General features: G+C 70.2%; 14 protein-coding genes. 3 read left to right on the top strand and 11 right to left on the bottom strand.

The window, feature by feature from the left end; genetic code table 11:
- The first annotated feature begins 1 nt into the window (after position 1).
- The 3 genes from ACW178_RS13920 to ACW178_RS13930 are packed head-to-tail and all read left to right on the top strand — an operon-like array spanning position 2 to position 4,461.
- Positions 2–601, top strand: a complete 600-nt coding sequence (locus tag ACW178_RS13920) for a thioredoxin domain-containing protein (protein ID WP_191558306.1) — start codon at positions 2–4, stop codon at positions 599–601.
- A gap of 12 nt (positions 602–613) precedes the next feature.
- Positions 614–4,051, top strand: a complete 3,438-nt coding sequence (locus ACW178_RS13925) for an AAA family ATPase (protein WP_492024671.1) — start codon at positions 614–616, stop codon at positions 4,049–4,051.
- Positions 4,048–4,461, top strand: a complete 414-nt coding sequence (locus tag ACW178_RS13930; protein WP_287106516.1) for a surface-adhesin E family protein — start codon at positions 4,048–4,050, stop codon at positions 4,459–4,461. Before ACW178_RS13925 ends, ACW178_RS13930 begins: the two co-directional genes overlap by 4 nt.
- On the opposite strand, the gene ACW178_RS13935 is transcribed toward ACW178_RS13930, so the two are convergent.
- From ACW178_RS13935 to ACW178_RS13985, 11 genes are all read right to left on the bottom strand, one after another.
- Positions 4,412–5,620 (bottom strand): mechanosensitive ion channel family protein, encoded by a 1,209-nt coding sequence (locus ACW178_RS13935; protein WP_197273322.1) that lies wholly within the window; start codon positions 5,618–5,620, stop codon positions 4,412–4,414. The two genes, ACW178_RS13930 and ACW178_RS13935, sit on opposite strands and share 50 nt — an antisense overlap.
- Positions 5,621–5,659: 39 nt before the next feature.
- Positions 5,660–6,751, bottom strand: coding sequence for an undecaprenyldiphospho-muramoylpentapeptide beta-N-acetylglucosaminyltransferase (gene murG, locus ACW178_RS13940; protein ID WP_492024672.1), 1,092 nt, complete (start codon positions 6,749–6,751; stop codon positions 5,660–5,662).
- A gap of 236 nt (positions 6,752–6,987) precedes the next feature.
- Positions 6,988–8,166 (bottom strand): peptidoglycan glycosyltransferase FtsW, encoded by a 1,179-nt coding sequence (locus tag ACW178_RS13945; protein WP_492024673.1) that lies wholly within the window; start codon positions 8,164–8,166, stop codon positions 6,988–6,990.
- The gene (murD, locus tag ACW178_RS13950; RefSeq protein WP_492024674.1) at positions 8,163–9,566 is read right to left on the bottom strand and encodes a UDP-N-acetylmuramoyl-L-alanine--D-glutamate ligase; all 1,404 of its coding nucleotides are present in this window, start codon (positions 9,564–9,566) and stop codon (positions 8,163–8,165) included. The genes ACW178_RS13945 and murD overlap by 4 nt, the downstream gene beginning before the upstream one ends.
- A 163-nt stretch (positions 9,567–9,729) precedes the next feature.
- Positions 9,730–10,839, bottom strand: coding sequence for a phospho-N-acetylmuramoyl-pentapeptide-transferase (mraY, locus tag ACW178_RS13955; protein ID WP_182713315.1), 1,110 nt, complete (start codon positions 10,837–10,839; stop codon positions 9,730–9,732).
- A gap of 9 nt (positions 10,840–10,848) precedes the next feature.
- Entirely contained in the window at positions 10,849–12,279 is a 1,431-nt protein-coding gene (locus tag ACW178_RS13960) for a UDP-N-acetylmuramoyl-tripeptide--D-alanyl-D-alanine ligase (RefSeq protein ID WP_191558303.1), read from the bottom strand.
- Positions 12,272–13,732 (bottom strand): UDP-N-acetylmuramoyl-L-alanyl-D-glutamate--2,6-diaminopimelate ligase, encoded by a 1,461-nt coding sequence (locus tag ACW178_RS13965; protein ID WP_191558302.1) that lies wholly within the window; start codon positions 13,730–13,732, stop codon positions 12,272–12,274. Before ACW178_RS13965 ends, ACW178_RS13960 begins: the two co-directional genes overlap by 8 nt.
- Positions 13,729–15,501 (bottom strand): peptidoglycan D,D-transpeptidase FtsI family protein, encoded by a 1,773-nt coding sequence (locus ACW178_RS13970; RefSeq protein WP_191558301.1) that lies wholly within the window; start codon positions 15,499–15,501, stop codon positions 13,729–13,731. The genes ACW178_RS13965 and ACW178_RS13970 overlap by 4 nt, the downstream gene beginning before the upstream one ends.
- Positions 15,498–15,935, bottom strand: coding sequence for a cell division protein FtsL (gene ftsL / locus ACW178_RS13975; RefSeq protein ID WP_191555077.1), 438 nt, complete (start codon positions 15,933–15,935; stop codon positions 15,498–15,500). The genes ACW178_RS13970 and ftsL overlap by 4 nt, the downstream gene beginning before the upstream one ends.
- The gene (gene rsmH / locus ACW178_RS13980) at positions 15,932–16,900 is read right to left on the bottom strand and encodes a 16S rRNA (cytosine(1402)-N(4))-methyltransferase RsmH (RefSeq protein WP_152950806.1); all 969 of its coding nucleotides are present in this window, start codon (positions 16,898–16,900) and stop codon (positions 15,932–15,934) included. Before rsmH ends, ftsL begins: the two co-directional genes overlap by 4 nt.
- Positions 16,897–17,373, bottom strand: a complete 477-nt coding sequence (locus ACW178_RS13985) for a division/cell wall cluster transcriptional repressor MraZ (protein ID WP_054766445.1) — start codon at positions 17,371–17,373, stop codon at positions 16,897–16,899. The genes rsmH and ACW178_RS13985 overlap by 4 nt, the downstream gene beginning before the upstream one ends.
- Positions 17,374–17,673 lie beyond the last annotated feature (300 nt).

The raw sequence follows: 17,673 nt of genomic DNA on the forward strand, positions 1-17,673 counted from the left end.
CATGGTCCGGCGCGCCGTCCTCGCCTTTGCTCTGACCGCCGCCCTGGCGGGTCCGGCCTCGGCCGCCGAGCCCCCGCCGCCGGTCACGGCCCAGGACCATGTTCTGGGTCAGGCCGACGCGCCGGTCACGGTGATCGAATACGCCAGCTTCACCTGCGCGCACTGCGCCGTCTTCCACAACGACGTCCTGCCGGCCTTCAAGGCCCGCTACATCGACACGGGCAAGGTCCGGCTGGTGCATCGCAACCTGCCGACCCCGCCCGCCAATGTCGCCGCCGCCGCCGCCGCCGTGGCCATCTGCGCCGCGCCGGGCCGCTATTTCGACGTGGCCGAGGTCTTCATGCGTGACCAGGCCAATCTGCGCACCACCGGCGCCAAGCCCTGGTTCGACGCCGGCCTCGCCGCCACCGGCAAGACGCGCGAACAGGTCGAAACCTGCCTGAACGATCCGGCGACCCGCGCGGCTCTGGAAGCCCAAATCGCCGGCGCCGAGGCGGCCGGGGTCGAGGGCACGCCGACCCTGTTCGTCAACGGCAAGCCTGTCGCCGGTTACTCGCTGGAAGCCCTGTCGGCCGCCGTCGACCCGCTGCTGCGCCGGTAAGCGCCAGGACCGATGCAGTTCCAGCGCCTCCGGCTCGTCGGCTTCAAGTCGTTCGTCGACCCGGCGGAGGTGCACATCGAATCCGGCCTGACCGGCATCGTCGGACCCAACGGCTGCGGCAAGTCCAACGTCCTTGAGAGCCTGCGCTGGGTCATGGGCGCGAACTCGGCCAAGGCCATGCGCGGCCAGGGCATGGACGACGTCATCTTCGCCGGCGCGGCGGGCCGCCCCCCGCGCAGCCACGCCGAAGTCCAGCTGACCATCGACAATGCGCAACGTCGCGCGCCCCAGCCCTTCACCGACAGCCCGGTGCTGGAGGTGTCGCGCCGTATCGACCGGGGCCAGGGTTCGACCTATCGGATCAACGGCAAGGAGGTGCGCGCCCGCGACGTCCAGCTGCTGTTCGCCGACGCCTCGACCGGCGCCAACTCTCCCGCCCTGGTCCGCCAGGGTCAGATCTCGGAACTGATCGCCGCCAAGCCCCAGAACCGTCGCCGCATCCTTGAGGAAGCGGGCGGCGTCGCCGGCCTGCACACCCGCCGCCATGAGGCCGAACTTCGCCTGAAGGCGGCCGAAGCCAATCTGGAGCGGTTGGACGACATCGGCCGCGAGCTGGAGACGGCGCTGAACCGGCTGAAGCGCGAAGCCCGTCAGGCCGAGAAGTACAAGAAGATCTCCGCCGAGATCCGCGCCCTCCAGGCCGCCCTGCTCTACGCCCGCTGGAACGACGCCCAGATCGCCGCCGAGGCCGCAGCCCAGGAGCTGCGCGCCGCCGACCGCGCCGTAGCCGAGACGACGACCGCCGCCGCCGCCGCACAGACCGCCGCCCTCGCCGCCCAGGAGGCGCTGAAGCCGGCGCGGGAAGAGGACGCCGTCGCCTCCGCCCTGCTGCACCGGGCCAGTCTGGAGCGCGACCGGCTCGACATGGCCGAACAGACCGCCCGCGCCGAGGTGGATCGCCTGAAGGCCGAGGCCGCCCGCATCGCCGCCGATAAGGAGCGCGAGACCAATATGGCCGCCGACGCCAGGCGCGAGCTGGACCGGCTGGATCACGAACTGGCCCGCCTCCAGGCCGAGATCGCCGCCGCCCCCGCTCGCGGCCCCGAACTGGACAAGGCCCTGGCCGCCGCCGAGGAGGCCCGCAAGACCGCCGACGCCGAGGTCGAACGCCTGGCCGCCGCCCTCGCGGCCGTCGAGGCCCGCGCCAGTGCCGAGGCCGCCCGCCGCCGCGACGCCGAAGCCCGCCTGTCCCGCGTCGCCGCACAGCTGGAACAGGCGAGGCGCGAACGCGAGACCCTGGGCCCGCTGGAGACGCCGGAACTGGAGGCCGCCCGTCAGGCGCTGGAGACCGCCCAGGCCGAACTGACCGCCGCCCGCGAGGCCGTCGAGGCGGCCGAGGCCAACCGCAGCGACCTGGCCCGCGCCGAGCAGGAGGCCCGCACCGCCGCCCGCGCCGCCGAGGACCGGCTGGGCCGGCTACAGACCGAGGCGCGCGGCCTGGCCCAGCTGCTGGTCGGCGGCAAGCGCGACCATCCGCCGGCGCTCGACAAGGTCCGCGCAAACCGAGGCTATGAGGCCGCCCTGGCCGCCGCCTTGGGCGAAGACCTGGACGCGGCCCTGGACGCCCGCGCCGCCGCCTACTGGGGCGGGGCGGAACCCCGCCCGCCGGTCTGGCCCACAGGCGTCGAACCGCTTTCGGATCATGTCCAGGCTCCCGACCAGTTGGCGGCGCGTCTGGCCCAGTGCGGCGTCGCCTCCCGCGCCCAGGCGGCCGAACTGGCCCGCACCCTGCCGGTCGGCGCCCGTCTGACGACGCCCGAGGGCGACCTGTACCGCTGGGACGGCTTCGTCAGCCGGGCCGAGGCGCCGCGTCCCGCCGCCGTGCGTCTGGCGCAACGGACCCGGCTGGCCGAGCTGGAAACCGAGATCGACAAGGGCAAGCCGGCCCTTGAGCAGGCTCAGGCCCAGCAGAAGGCGGCGGCCGAAGCCTTCCGTGCGGCCGAGGAGGCGGTGAAGACCGCCCGTCTCAAGCCCTTCGCCCTCGACAAGGCCGTGACCGCCGCCCGCGACCGTGTCGAAAGCCTGACGCGGGACCAGACTCGCCGCGAAGCCCGCGCTCAAGCGCTGGACGAGGCCTTGGCGCGGCTGGCGGCCGAAGTTGCCGAGGCTGAAGCCGCCCTGGCCGCCGCACAGACGGTCGAGGCCCCGTCGGAAACCCTGGCCGGCCTGCTCGACGATCTGACCGCCGCCCGCGCCGCCGCGGAAGCCGCCCGCGTCGCCGCCCAGACCGCTCGGTCGGACCGTGACGCCGAGGCTCGCGACCGCCAAGGCCGCGAACAGCGCCTGGGCGGCCTGACCCGCGCGCGCGACGGCTGGATCGCCCGGTCCAAGGACAGCGGCGCCCGCATTGCCGCCCTGGAGAAGGACGCGGAGAAGACGGCCGCCCTGCTGAAACAGGCCGAGGTCGCGCCCCAAGGGTTCGCCGAACAGCGCGGCAAGCTGCTGGACACACTGACCGCCGCCGAACAGCGCAAACAGGCTTCGTCCGACGCCATGGCGACCGTCGAGGCGGCTGCGGCCGAGGCCGACCGCGCCGCCCGCGCCGCCGACGCCGCCGCCTCCCAGGCGCGCGAAGCCCGCGCCGGTCTGGCCGCTCGGGCCGAGGCTGCGGCCGAGAAGCTGACCGAGGCCGAGGCGACCTTGCGCGAGACCGCCCAGATGTCGCCCGAAGCCCTAGCCCGCAAGCTGATCGACGAGGCCGTGGCCCGACCGCCCGACGCCGCCGGGGCCGAGAGCCTGCTGTATGGGCTGGAGCGCGAGCGCGAGGCCCTGGGCGCCGTCAACCTGCGCGCCGAGGACGAGGCGGCCGAATACGGCGAGCGGCTGAACAGCATGAAGTCGGAACGGATCGACCTGACCCAGGCCATCGCCAAGCTGCGCGACGGGATAGACGAGCTGAACGCCGAGGGGCGCGAACGGCTGATCGCCGCCTTCGACGTGATCAACGCCAACTTCAAGGCCCTGTTCGAGGCCCTGTTCGACGGCGGCCAGGCCGAGCTGAAACTGGTCGAGAGCGACGATCCGCTGGAGGCGGGGCTGGAGATCTACGCCTGCCCGCCCGGCAAGCGGCTGTCGGTCATGAGCCTGATGTCGGGGGGCGAACAGGCCCTGACGGCGGCGGCCCTGATCTTCGGCGTCTTCCTGGCCAACCCCGCCCCCGTCTGCGTGCTGGACGAGGTGGACGCCCCGCTGGACGATGCGAACGTGGACCGGTTCTGCAAGATGCTGCACGAGATGCGGTCGCGGACCGACACCCGCTTCATCGTCATCACCCACAACCCGGTGACCATGAGCCGGATGGATCGGCTGTACGGCGTCACCATGCCCGAGCGTGGCATGAGCCAGCTGGTCAGCGTGGATCTGAAACAGGCGGAGACGCTGGTCGCATGATCGCCCTGCTGCTCGCATTCGCCGATCCCCAACTGGTCGAGACCGGCGTCGGCCGGTTCGCCGTCTACGCCGATGTCGCCTCAATCGAGCGGGACGGAGACTTGGCCCGGATGCGCGAGCTTCAGGTCACCGAGGCGGGCTTCAAGGTGGGGGACGTGACCTATGTCGGCGGCTGGTCGCGCTGGGTTTTCGATTGCCGGGCGCGCACGGCGGACCGGCTGGATTTCGCCTCCCTGCGCGAAGACGGGACAGAGGGGCCGGCCACGCCCGACGCCGCGCCCGCCTATCAGGCCGCGCCCGGCGGCGATGCGGCGGAACTGCTGGCCGTAGCGTGCGGGGAGGCGCTGGCGCGGGAGATCCTCACGCTGGATCAGGCGATCGCTCGGGGCCAGGCGGCGTTGAAGGACTGACGCCGCCCCACCCGGCCGCTGCGCGGCCACCCTCCCCGGAGCGGGGAGGGAGATTAGGGGGCCGCTCTTCCCCCTGCGGCCATTCCAGGCGGTCGCGCGGCAGGGCTTCGCGGCATTGGTCGCGCATGAAGGCCATCAGTTTCTCGCGGATCTCGCAGCGCAGGTCGAAGGCGACCGGGGCCGAGCGGGCGCTGGCCAGGCAGCGGACCTGAAGCACCCGTTCGGTGATGTCGGTCACCTGCATGACCTGGACGTCGCCGTCCCAGAGCTTAGAGTTCTTGACGATGCCCTCGAAAGCCTCGCGCAGCTTATCAATCGGGGCCTCGTAATCGACGTAGAAGAAGGCCGTGCCGATCAGGCGGGCGTTCTCGCGCGTCCAGTTCTGGAAGGGCTTGGTGATGAAATAGGACAGGGGCAGGACCATACGCCGCCAGTCCCACAGCTTGACCACCACATAGGTGGCGGTGATCTCCTCCACATTACCCCACTCGTTCTCGACGATGACGGCGTCGTCCAGGCGGATCGGCTGGGTCAGGGCGATCTGGATGCCGGCGACCATGTTCGTCAGGATCGGCTGAAGCGCCAGACCGGCGATGATGCCGACGACGCCGGCCGAGGCCAGCAGGCTGACGCCCCACTGGCGGAAGCCGGAGATGGTCATCAGGGCCAGGCCCACGGTGACGATGAACAGGATCACCTTGGCGACCCGCTGCAGGATGCGAGTCTGGGTCAGGTGTTTGCGGGCGAGCAGATTGTCCTCGACTGAGATATTGTACCGCTTCAGATGCATGACCGACCACATGTCGAGCACCCCTGACGCCATCCAGCCCAGCGTCAGGATGGAGAGGAACAGCAGCACCGCGCGGATGTCGGCCGAGGGTTCGGGATGCATCGGCGACACGGTCACGCCGATGCCGACGCCGATGATGATGATCAGCACCCGCAGCTTGACCCGTGCCCTCTCGACGATCCCGCGCCAGAAGACGTCCTTGTTCCTGACCATGCGGCGCAGGACCGCGAAGACGACCTTGTGCGTCAGCCAGCCGCCGCCGACGAAGACCAGTAGGACGAGGCCGATCACCGCCCATTCGGGCAGCCAGTCGAACTGACGCCACAGGGCGCGGACTTGACGGGTCAGGGCGATGATTTCGGGAGGCATGGGCTCCTAAACGCGCGACAAGCGGGACGGTTGTCGGTCTCAGGCGGTCCCCGCCGTCGCCTCGACCAAGTCCGCCAGGCGTTCGGCGGCGTCGGGGATGGCGACCGAGCGAGCGGCGGCGGACATGGCGGCCAGGCGGGCTGAATCGGACAGGACGCGATCCAGGGCTGCGGTCAAGCTCTCGACGGTCAGGGCGTCCTCCAGAATGACCTCCGCCGCCCCGGCTTCGGTCAGGGCCTTGGCGTTCAGGCGCTGGTGGTCGTCGGTGGCGATCTTGAGCGGGATCAGGACCGAAGGCAGGGCCGCAATCGCCAGTTCGGCGCAGGTCGAGGCGCCGGAGCGGCCGACCACCAGATGGGCCTTGTACAGCCGTTCAGCCATGTCGCGGAAGAAGGGGGCGACCTCGGCCTCGATCCCGGCCTCCAGGTAGATTTGGCGGGCGGTTTCCAGGGTCTCTGGCCGCGACTGCTGCTGAACCTTGAGCCGCCGCCGCAGCGCCTCGGGCAGGGCCGCAAGCGCCCGGGGGGTGGTCTCGGACAGGATCCGGGCGCCCTGGCTGCCGCCCGTCACCAGCAGCTGGATGGGGCCGCCTTCGGCGGGGGCGACATAGGGGCGATCGAACAGGGCGCGGATGTCGGCGCGCACGGGCGAGCCGACGACGTGGGACCGTCCCTGAACCTGGGCCGGCGCCCGTTCCAGGGTCGGGAAGGACGAGGCCACCTGTCCCACATAGGGGGCCAGGATGCGGTTGGTTCGGCCCAGGACGGCGTTCTGCTCATGGATGACGGTCGGCCGCTGCGACGTCACCGCCGCGACCAGGGCCGGGGCCGAAGGATAGCCGCCGAAGCCCACCACGACGTCGGCGCCCAGCCGGTCGAAGGCGGCCCGCGCCTGCATGACGCCCTTGAAGATCTGCACCCCGGCCTTGATCAGGCCCAGGGGGCCGGCGCCGGTCGCGGCGTCCAGGGCCAGCCGTTCCTCGGCCGGAAAGGCGTGGGCGTACTGCTCGCCCCGATGATCGGTCGCCAGGACCACGCGCCAGCCGCGCCCGGCCAGCTCCCGCGCCAGCGCCTCGGCGGGGAACATGTGGCCGCCGGTGCCGCCGGCGGCGACGACGCAGAGTTTGGACATGGGGCCTCCGGGAGAAACAGTGTCTGAATAGTCCGATTTGTCCGGTCTGAGGACGGCGGGCGGAAAAAAGAGTGTCCGATGTGTCCGATGTGTCCGGTTGGGCCGTTCGGTCCCTTCGACCCCCATAGAATGCCGCGGTTTTTCGGCGCGATGCGGAGAAGGCGGTTGGTCGGGATCAACGCCTTGATAAGGCGCAGGTTTACGGCCCTGATCACGGGCCTTCACGCGCCGCCGCCCTAAAGCAGCCGCCGCCCCGGGCGCGACAGGCTGGCGCCCGGCTCATAGGCGCCCGGCCGACGCCGGGTCAGGGCCAGGGCGAAGCCCATGGTCAGGCCCATGGCGATCATGGAGGAGCCGCCGTAGCTGACGAAGGGCAGGGTCATGCCCTTGGTCGGGATCAGGTTCAGGTTCACCGCCACATTGATGCAGGCCTGAAGCCCGATCAGCATGAAGAGGCCCGCCGAGGCCGTCTGTTCGAACGGATCGGTCAGCTTCATGGCCCGGCGCATGCCCCGGACGACGATGAAGGCGTAAAGGCCGATGATGATCAGGCTGAGGATCAGGCCGAACTCTTCGGCGCCGACGGAATAGATGAAGTCGGTGTGCAGATCCGGCACCCGGCGCTTCATCACCCCCTCGCCCACCCCGCGGCCCAGGAGGCCGCCCGCGCGGATGGCCTCGGCGGCGGCGTCGATCTGGTGGGTGTCGGTGGTCTCGGGCGAGAAGAAGCGGCTGAGGCGGTCGCGCATATGGCCGAAGACGAAATAGAGCGACACCAGCCCCGCCATGCCGGCGCTGGCCAGGACCGCCATCCATTTGAACGGCACCCCGGCCATGAAGAAGACGGCCATGAAGGTGGTGGTGATCAGCAGGGTCTGGCCGATGTCCGGCTGGATCAGCAGCAGGCAGACCGTCAGGGCGTAGAACCCAAACGCAATGGTGACGCCCGGCACCCCCTGGCCCTTCTGCGCCTCGGCGAACATCCAGGCGGCGAAGACGATCAGGCCGGGTTTGGCGAATTCGCTGGGTTGCAGGCTGAAGGGGCCGAAATTCACCCAGCGCGCCGCCCCCTTCACCGTGTCGCCGATGAAGGGCAGGGCCATCATCACGACGATGGCGCCCAGCAAGGCCAGGACGGCGATGCGCCGCACCCCGCGCGGCGACATCAGGGAGGTGGTCAGCATCAGGGTCAGGCTGATCCCCGAAAAGACCATCATCCGCCACGAATAGTGGAAGGGATCGGTGATGGATTCATCGGCCAGGATGGCGGCCGGGCTGGAGGCGAAGCTGAGGGCCACGCCCAGGCCCATCAGGGCAAGCGCCGCGCCCAAGAGGCCGCGGTCCACGGTCCAGAACCACTGGGCGATCGGGCTCTGGTCGTTTCGGGAAAAGGCGGGGGTGTAGGAGGCGCTCATCGGGCTGTCTCCGGGGTTGCGCCGAGGGCCAGGACGGCGGCGCGGAAGGCCTCGCCCCGCGCCTCGAAGTCGGGGAACTGGTCGAAACTGGCGCAGGCGGGCGACAAGAGCACGATCTGATCGCCGCGCGCAGCCTGGGCGTCTGCGGCGGCGGCGGCCACGGCGGCGTCCATGGTGTTCGAGATGACGTGGGGCGTGTCGCCCAGGGTGTGGGCGAAGGCCTGGGCCGCCTCGCCGATCAGATAGGCCTTGGCCACGCGCGGGAAGAGGTCGGTCAGGTCGTCGATGCCGCAGTCCTTGGGCTTGCCGCCCGCGATCCAGAAGACCTTGGGATAGCTCGACAGGGCCTGACGGGCGGCGTCGGCGTTGGTGGCCTTGGAATCGTTGATGAAGCGGACCGGGCCGATATGGCCGACGGCCTCCATCCGGTGGGCCAAGCCGGGGAAGGTGAGCAGGCCTTTGACCACCGTCTCTTCGGGAACGCCCAGATCGTTCACGGCAAGAAATGCAAAGGCCGCGTTTTGAGCATTATGACGGCCTGGCAGTGATCGGGCCTTCGAAAGATCGACGACGGGGGCGGGGCGACCACCCGCATTGTAGGTCAACCAGCCGCCATTCAGATACATGCCGAGATCGTCCTCCAACGGCCGCTCGACTGAGACAGGATCGACGGCTCTCCCCTCGCCTTTCAGCTCCTTCCAGATGGCGAAGCCGTAGGGGTCGTCAATTCCAACATAGGGCGCGGTATTTCGCGACTGGAAGATCCGGCGCTTAGCGGCGACATAGCCCTCCATACCCCCGTGACGGTCCAGGTGGTCCGGCGAGATATTGGTCAGGATGGCCGCGTTCGGGGCGAAGCTTGTCGTCAGGTCCAGCTGATAGCTGGAGACCTCGATGACATAGACGGCGCCCGGCGTCGGCTTGGGCAGGGCCAGGACGCCGATGCCGATGTTGCCGCCGACATGGACCGTCAGGCCCGCCTGCTGCAGCACCCAGCCGATCAGGGCCGTGGTCGTGGATTTGCCGTTGGTGCCGGTGATGGCGATAATGATCGGACGTTCGGCCTCCGGAAGGGCGTCCAGCGCGCGGGCGAACAGTTCGATGTCGCCGATGACGGGGACGGCCGCTGCGCGCGCCTTGTCCACGGTCCAGTGGGGCTTGGGATGGGTCAAGGGGGCGCCGGGCGACAGGACCAGGGCGGCGAAACCGGACCAGTCGGCGGCGGTCAGGTCCTCGACCGCGAACCCCTCGGCCTGAGCCTGGAGGCGGCCGGACACGCCGTCGTCCCACAGGATGGGGACGGCGCCCCCGGCCTGGAGCGCGCGCGCGGCCGTGATCCCCGACCGTCCCAGGCCGAAGACCGCGACCCGCCTGCCCTCAAAGCCGGGGACGGGGATCATCTCTGCCCCCCGTCATCCTCGGGCTTGACCCGAGGATCGGAGGATCCGCCGCCGGCGCCGACGGCCAGGCGCACAGCCCGACCAGCGCCCGATCCTCGGGTCAAGCCCGAGGATGACGGACCTCGGGTCAAGCCCGAGGACGACGGAGTATGGGGAAGTCCGCTCACCGCAGCTTCAGCGTGGACAGGCCGAGCAGGGCCAGGGCGCCGGCGATGATCCAGAAACGGATGACCACGGTCGATTCCGGCCAGCCCATCTTTTCGAAATGGTGGTGGATCGGGGCCATCAGGAAGATGCGCTTCTTGGTCAGCTTGTAATAGCCGACCTGGATCATGACCGAGGCGGCCTCCATCACGAACAGGCCGCCGACGATGCCCAGCACCAGCTCGTGCTTGGTGGTGACGGCGATGGCGCCCAGCGCCCCGCCCAGGGCCAGGGAGCCGGTGTCGCCCATGAAGATCTTGGCCGGGGGGGCGTTGTACCAGAGGAAGCCCGCGCCCCCGCCGATCATGGCGGCGCAGAAGATGGCCAGCTCGCCCGATCCGGGAACGTGGTGGATCTGCAGATACTGGGAGAAGACGAAGTTGCCGGCGAGATAGGAGATCACGCCGAAGGCGCCGGCCGCCATCATCACCGGAACGGTCGCCAGCCCGTCCAGACCGTCGGTCAGGTTCACCGCATTGGAGAAGCCGACGATGGTGAAGGCGGCGAAGGCGACATAGAACCAGCCGATGTTCAGCAGAACCGCCTTGAAGAAGGGGAAGGCGATCGAGGTCTCAAGCCCCGGCGAGGTCGGCGAGGCGGTCATCCAAAGGACGGTCAGGACGCCGGCGATCACGGCCACCGCCGTCTGGGCGACCAGCTTCTGTTTCGAAGTCAGGCCCGCCGAGGTCTGTTTGGTCACCTTGGCGTAGTCGTCGATGAAGCCCAACACGCCAAAGGCCGCCGTCACGCCCGAGACGATCCAGATATAGGGGTTGGTCAGATCGCCCCACAGGAAGACGGCCACGCCGATGCCCGCCAGGATCATCAGCCCGCCCATGGTGGGGGTGCCGACCTTGGACAGGTGGGAGACCGGGCCGTCGTCGCGGATCGGCTGGCCCCGGCCCTGTTTGGCGCGGATCCAGTTGATGAAGCGGCTGCCCATGGCCACGGCGACGATGGCCGCCGTCGCCAGGGCCAGGGCCGTGCGGACGGTCTGATACTGGATCAGGTTCAGCAGCGGATACTGGTGCGCGACATCGGCGTAATAGAGGTACAGAAGATAGAACATGCGGGGTCTCTATCGGGTCGCCGGGGGCGTGTCAGGGCTTGAAGGGGCGGTTTGAAGATCGGCCAGGGCCTTGGCGACCAGGGACGCCCTGGACCCGTTCGATCCCTTGACCATGACGATATCGCCGGGGCCCGCCAGCACGGACGCCTCGGCGGCGAGTTCGGCGGCGGTTTCGCGCCACAGGCCGCGGCGCGAGGTCGGCAGGGCCTCGTAGAGCCAGCGCATCTGGGGCCCGGCGGCGTGGACCAGATCCAGGCCCGCCGCCTCGATCGGCTGGGCCAGGCCCTCGTGCAGGGCGCGGCTCTGGTCGCCCAGCTCCAGCATGTCGGTCAGGACCACGATGCGGCGGCCGGCGGCGGGGCGGGCGCCCAGGCTCTTGAAGCCCGCCGTCATCGACAGGGGATTGGCGTTGTAGCTTTCGTCGATCAGGCTGAAGGCGCCGCCGGGGACGGCGACGGTGCGGGTCTGGCCGCGTCCCGCCAGGGGCTGGAAGCCGGCCAGGGCCTGAAGCCCCGTCTCCAGTTCGACGTCCAGGGCGTTCAGCATCAGAAGGACGCACAGGCTGTTCAGCCCCCAGTGGGCGCCGGACTGGGCCAGGCGGTACTCCAGCGGCTGGCCGAACAGGTCTGCGAAGACCGTCGCCCCTTCGGCGTCGGGACGGAAGTCGAGCAGGCGGGCGTCATGGCCGGCGTCGGTTCCGAAGGTCACGAGGCGCGCCCCGACCGCCCTGGCCGCGTCGCACAGCAGGCCCGAGAAGGCGACGTCGCCGTTGGCCACCGCCGTCCCGCCGGGAACCAGGCCCTGGAAGATGGCGGCCTTTTCGCGCGCCACCCCCGCCTCTCCATCCGAGAAGGCCTCGATATGGACCGGACCGACCGTGGTGACGCAGGCCGCGTGGGGGGCGACGAAGCGCGACAGGGGCGCGATCTCGCCGGGGGCGTTCATGCCGATCTCGAAGACGGCGCGCCGGGTCTCGACCGGCATCCGCGCCAGGGTCAGGGGCACGCCGATATGGTTGTTGTAGCTCTTGATCGAGGCGTGGGCCGGGCCGGCCAGATCAAGCCCCGCCTTGATCGCCTGGGTCACGCTGGTCTTGCCGACGCTGCCGGTGACGGCGCCGCGCTTGACGTTGGGGGCGCGCTCGCGGGCGGCGACGCCCAGGGCCTCCAGCCCGTGCAGGGTGTCGGGGACCACGACATAGGGTCCGCCCTCGACCGGCCGTTCGACCAGGGCGGCCGCGGCGCCGGCGGCGAAGGCGGAGGCTGCGAACTCATGCCCGTCGCGCGCGCCCTTCAGGGCCAGGAACAGGTCGCCGGGGACGATCTCGCGGCTGTTGTAGGTCAGACCCGTGACGGGGCGGTCGTCGCCGTGCAGCACGCCGCCCGTGGCGGCGGCGATCTCGGCGGCCGTCCAGAGCGGGCGGGCGGGTGTATCAGGCATACAAAGACAGGGCCTCGGACGCGACGGTGGCGTCGTCGAAGGGATGAGTCGTCCCGCCGACGATCTGGCCCTGTTCATGCCCTTTTCCGGCGATGACCACCACATCTCCGTCGCGCATCATTTCGATCGCCGCCTCTATGGCCGCGCGGCGGTCGCCGATCTCGAAGGCGTCAGGACAGCCGGCGCGGACCTGGGCGCGGATGGCGGCGGGGTCTTCGGAGCGGGGATTGTCGTCGGTGACGATGGCGACGTCGGCCAGACGCGCGGCGATCTCGCCCATCAGGGGCCGTTTGCCGCGATCCCGGTCGCCGCCGGCGCCGAAGACCACGATCAGACGGCCGGTCGCATGGGGGCGCAGGGCGGTCAGCACCGTCTCCAGCCCGTCCGGCGTATGGGCGTAGTCGACATAGACCTCGCCGCGCCCGGTTTCCGGCCCGCCGATCCTTTGCAGCCGTCCCTGGGCGCCGGTCAGGCCTTCCAGGGCGCCGATGACGGCGTCGGGCCGGTCGCCGGCGGCGATGCACAGGCCTGCCGCCACCAGGGCGTTCGAGGCCTGGAAGGCCCCGGCCAGGGGCAGCAGGATGTCGCGCACCTCGCCCTGCACGTCCAGGGTCAGGCGCTGGCCCTCAGGCGTCGCCTGGCGGCCGATCAGGGTCAGGTCGCGCCCGCGCTCGCCCACGCCCATGACCCCCAGGCCCGCCATGATGGAGGCGGCGGCGAAGGCGGAATAGGCGTCGGAATCGGCGTTCAGCACCGCCGTGCGGCCGCGCGGCAGCAGGGCCTCGAACAGGCGCAGCTTGGCGGCGCGATAGGCGTCCATCGTGCCGTGATAGTCGAGATGGTCCTGGGTCAGGTTGGTGAAGGCCGCCGCCGTCAGGGCCACCCCGTCCAGACGGCGCTGGTCGATGCCGTGAGACGAGGCCTCGACCGCCACATGGGTCACGTCCTTGGCGGCCAGTTCGGCCATCAGGCGGGCGGCCTCGGCCGCGTCGGGGCTGGTCAGGCCGGGGCCGGTCAGGGCGTAGGTCTTGTCGCCCTTCTGACCGACGACGCCCAGGGTGCCCATGCTGGCCGACTTGTGGCCCAGGCCCGCCCAGATCTGGCGGCAGAAGGCGGCGACCGAGGTCTTGCCGTTGGTGCCCGTCACCGCCACGCAGGTCTTGGGCTGGGCGCCGTAGAAGCCGCGCGCGGCGATGGCGTAGGTCCGGCGCACGTCGCCCGAGGTGACCAGGACCGGCGCGACGCCGTCGGGCGTATCGGCCGGCGCCAGGACGGCGGCGGCGCCCTGGGCCAGGGCCTGGGGGATGAAGGCGCGGCCGTCGGCCGTCGTGCCCGGCAGGGCGACGAACAGGGCGCCGGGCGCGACCTTGCGGCTGTCGGCAGTCACGCCGGTGATGATCGGATCGGACGCCAGGTCACGGCGCAGCAGGTCGGACAGGTGAAGCGCGCTCACAGCCCGTCCCCCTGCACGTCCTGATATTGCGGGATCTTCTCGCCCGAGGCCGTGCGCCAGCGGTCGGCGCGGCGTTCGATGCCCAGGAAGCCGGCGATCCGGTCGGCGATGTTGCGCACGGCGGGCGCGGCCACATAGGCGCCGGTCTTGGGATAGGTTCCCGGCTCGTCCATCAGGACGAAGACGGCGTAGCGTTTGGCGGTCAGAGGCCCGTCCACGGGGAAGACGGCGGCGAAGGAGCCCAGGGCGTGGCTGGGGTCATAGCGGCCGTTGACCAGCTTGTTGGCCGAGCCCGTCTTGCCCCCGACCCGCAGGCCCGGCGCGTCGGCGAAGCCTCCCGAGCCCTTGACCACATTGGCGCGCATCAGCTCCAGCACCGCCCGCGAGGTGTCCTCGGTGACGATCTGCTGCGGCTTGGCGCCGCGCGCGCCGCCGCGACGCAGGGACAGGGGCACCATCCGCCCGCCGTTGGTCAGGGCGCCCATGGCCTGAACCATCTGGGCCGGGGTGATCATGATACCGTAGCCGAAGGAGAGCGAGGCCAGGGTCGAGTTGTCCCAGCGGCGCGGCAGGACCGGCCGGGCCGATTCCTCCAGCTCGATGGTGGAGGCGTCCAGCAGCCCCAGGCGCCGGAAATAGTCGCGCATCGTGTCCGGCCCCATCTGCACCGCCAGCTGGGACGTGCCGATGTTGGACGAGTGCAGATAGACCTCTTCCAGGGTCATGACCCGGTTCTGGGCGTGGAAGTCCTTGATCTTGCGGTCGCCGATCTGGAACGCCTCGGAGGCGTCGAACAGGGTGCCCATGTCCGCCCGGCCGGTGTCGAGACCGGCGGCGACGGTGAAGGTCTTGAAGACCGAGCCCATTTCATAGTGGCCCGACACCGCCCGGTTCAGGGTCGCGCCGTCGGGCGCCGCGCCGCGGTTCGACTGGCTGAAGTTGGGCCAGCTGGCCATGGCCAGGACCTCGCCGGTCTGGACGTCGGTGACGATGGCGACCGCGCCCTTGGCCTGGTTCTTGATCGCCGCAGCGGCCAGTTCGTTCTCGACCACCCCCTGCACCCGCAGGTCGATCGACAGGGGGAAGCTTTCGCCGCGCTGGCCCGCCGCCCGGATCTCGTCGTTGAAGGCCAGTTCGGCGCCGGAGATCCCCTGCCCGCCCGTATCGGCGTCGCCGATCAGGTGAACGGCGGAGGTTCCCAGCGGATAGGCGCGGCGATCTTCGGGCTCGAAGGTGACGCCGCCCAGGGCCAGATCGTGGACGGCGGCCTTCTCCTGGGGCGTCAGACCGGTCAACACGATCAGGCGGCGGTCGCCGTCCAGCACCCGCTGAAGCCGCTCGGCCGGAATGCGCGGCAGGGCGCGGCGCAGCTGGCGATAGGCCAGGCCGCGGTCCCAGATCTCCGCCGGGTCGATATAGAGGCCATAGTGGACGATGTTGATCGCCAGCAGCTCGCCGTTGCGGTCCGTCAGGTCGCCGCGCACCAGGGCGTCGGGGCTGGCGCCGGACCCGCGAGCGCCGGCCGGCGCCAACAGGGCCCGGTAGGAGGCCCCCAACGCCAGACCGGCGAAGACGCAGGAGAAGACGATCAGGATCAGGAAGATGCGGACGCGGGTGTCCTCTTCCGGCCGGGCGTCGGCGCGGGCGCGTTCAAAGCCGTGCTCCAGCCGCCAGACCAGTTCCGACAGCCAGCGCCAGAAGGGCGACAGCCGTCCTTGCAGATCAACGCCCGGCGCCGGCCGGTGATAGCGATGATCCTGAACCGTCATTGCGCCGCCTCATCGGATGAGTCGTCGGCAAACAGGGCGGCGGACGGGGTGGCGGCCTGAGGCTGAGCCGGGGACGCAGGCGCCGCGGCCGACTTCAGGTGCGGCAACTGGGCTTCATCGGCCTGGCGACGGACGTCGACCGGAGCCATGCCGATCTGGCGCGACAGATTTTCCAGCCGGGCGGGCTGTTCCAGACGGGCCACCTCGGCGCGCAGCAGGCGGACCCGCTGGCGGTTTTCGCGAATGTCGCGCTCAAGCTCGGCGATGCGGCTGCTTTCGCGCGCGGCGGCGGCCTTGGCCGCATAGACCGAGACGATCATCACCGCGACCAGGGCCACGCCGATGATCTCGATCCAGCGGACGCCGCGGATCTTCCAGTCGAACAGCCGCTGCAGGGCGTTGCGGGAGTAGCCGAAGAAGGGCGCCGTGGTCATGCCGCCATCCTCGTCTTTTCGGGCGCCCAGGCCGGGGCCTCGGTGCGGATCGCCGCCCGCAGCTTGGCCGAACGGGCGCGCGGATTGGCGGCGCGCTCGGCCTCGCCCGCTTCGCGCGCGCCCTTGAATTGAAGGGTGAAGCTGGGCTTGCGCGGGTCGACGGCCATGGGGGCGTGACGCGATCCGGCCGGCGTATTGCCCGTCCGCTCGGTCAGGAAGGCCTTCACGATCCGGTCTTCCAGAGAATGGAAGGTGACGACGGCCAGACGGCCGCCGGGGGCCAGGCTCGCTTCGGCCGCCTCCAGCCCACGCTCCAGCTCGCCCAGTTCGTCGTTCACGGCGATGCGCAGGGCCTGGAAGACCCGCGTCGCCGGATGGATGGGCGCGCCGCGACGGCCGCCCAAAGCCTTTTCGACCACCTCGGCCAGGTCCAGGGTGCGGGTGAAGGGCTGCTCGGCCCGGCGACGCAGGATGGCGGTGGCGACCCGCCCCGACTGACGCTCTTCGCCGTACAGTTTAAAGATGTGGGCCAGGGGGCCGTGGTCCCAGCCGTTGACGATGTCGGCGGCGGTCTCGCCCTCATCGGACATCCGCATGTCCAGCGGCCCGTCGCGCATGAAGGAGAAGCCGCGCTCGGCCTGATCCAGCTGCATCGACGAGACGCCGATATCGAAGACGGCGCCGTCCAGCCGGGCCTTGCCGCTGTCGGCAAAGGCTTGGGCCAGGCCCGAGAAGGGAGTGCGGACCAGTTGAAACCGGTCGGGGAAGTCGGCGGCCACGGCGTCGGCGTGGGGCTGAACCGTCGGATCGCGATCCAGGGCGATCACCGCGGCGCCGGTCGCCAGAATGGCGCGCGTATAGCCGCCGGCGCCGAAGGTGGCGTCGATCACGACCTCGCCGGGCGCGGGCTTAAGGGCCTCGATCACCTCGGCGAGCAGGACGGGGGCGTGGGGCGCTTCAGTCACGAACCGCCTCCCGCCAGCTTCATCTGGGCCGCCAGTTTCAGGGCGCCGATCTGGGCCATGCCGGCCTTGGCCAGGGCGCGCTGTTCGGCGCGACGGGCCGCCCACTTCTCGCGCGACCAGATCTGGAACCGGTCGTTCAAGCCGACGATGACGACCGTGTCCTCCAGACCCGCCTCGGCGCACAGGGATTCGGGCAGGGTGATGCGGCCGCCCGCGTCATAGGCCAGGCGGACCTGTTCGCCCATCACCTGCCATTCCAGGGCCGAACGTTCCTCGGAGCCGAACGGCAGGGATTCGATCATCTCGGCATAGACAGCGAACAGACGGTCGCCGCCCGCTTCCAGACAGTCGGCCTCGATGGAGGGAAAGATGAAGACGCCGCCGGCCGCGCCGTTTTCGGCCGTGCGGAAATCATTGGGGATCAGGAGACGGCGTTTGCCGTCCAGCTGCTTCTCGTAGGTCGAGAGAAACACGCCCTGCCCAATCGAACCCTTCGGCCCGTCCCTTAGATGCCTGACGAACGCCCGCCGCGCCCGCCTCTCAGCCCCATCTCATGAGAGTGGGATAGCATGGGATGAAATGGGTCTCAATGGGATCAGCAGTGTTACTTAACCATGTTTTCACGCGATTGGACTTGAAGTCGCTCCGACGGAGAGAACATAAGCGGAACTTGCAAAGTATTCACAGGCTGTGGATCAGTCTAGGCAGTCCAGCGCCCACAAGAGGTTAACGGGCGCCGCCGTGTGGACGGCCCGATCCGGCGGCGAAAGATG

The sequence above is a fragment of the Brevundimonas sp. AVps4 genome, assembly GCF_058681525.1.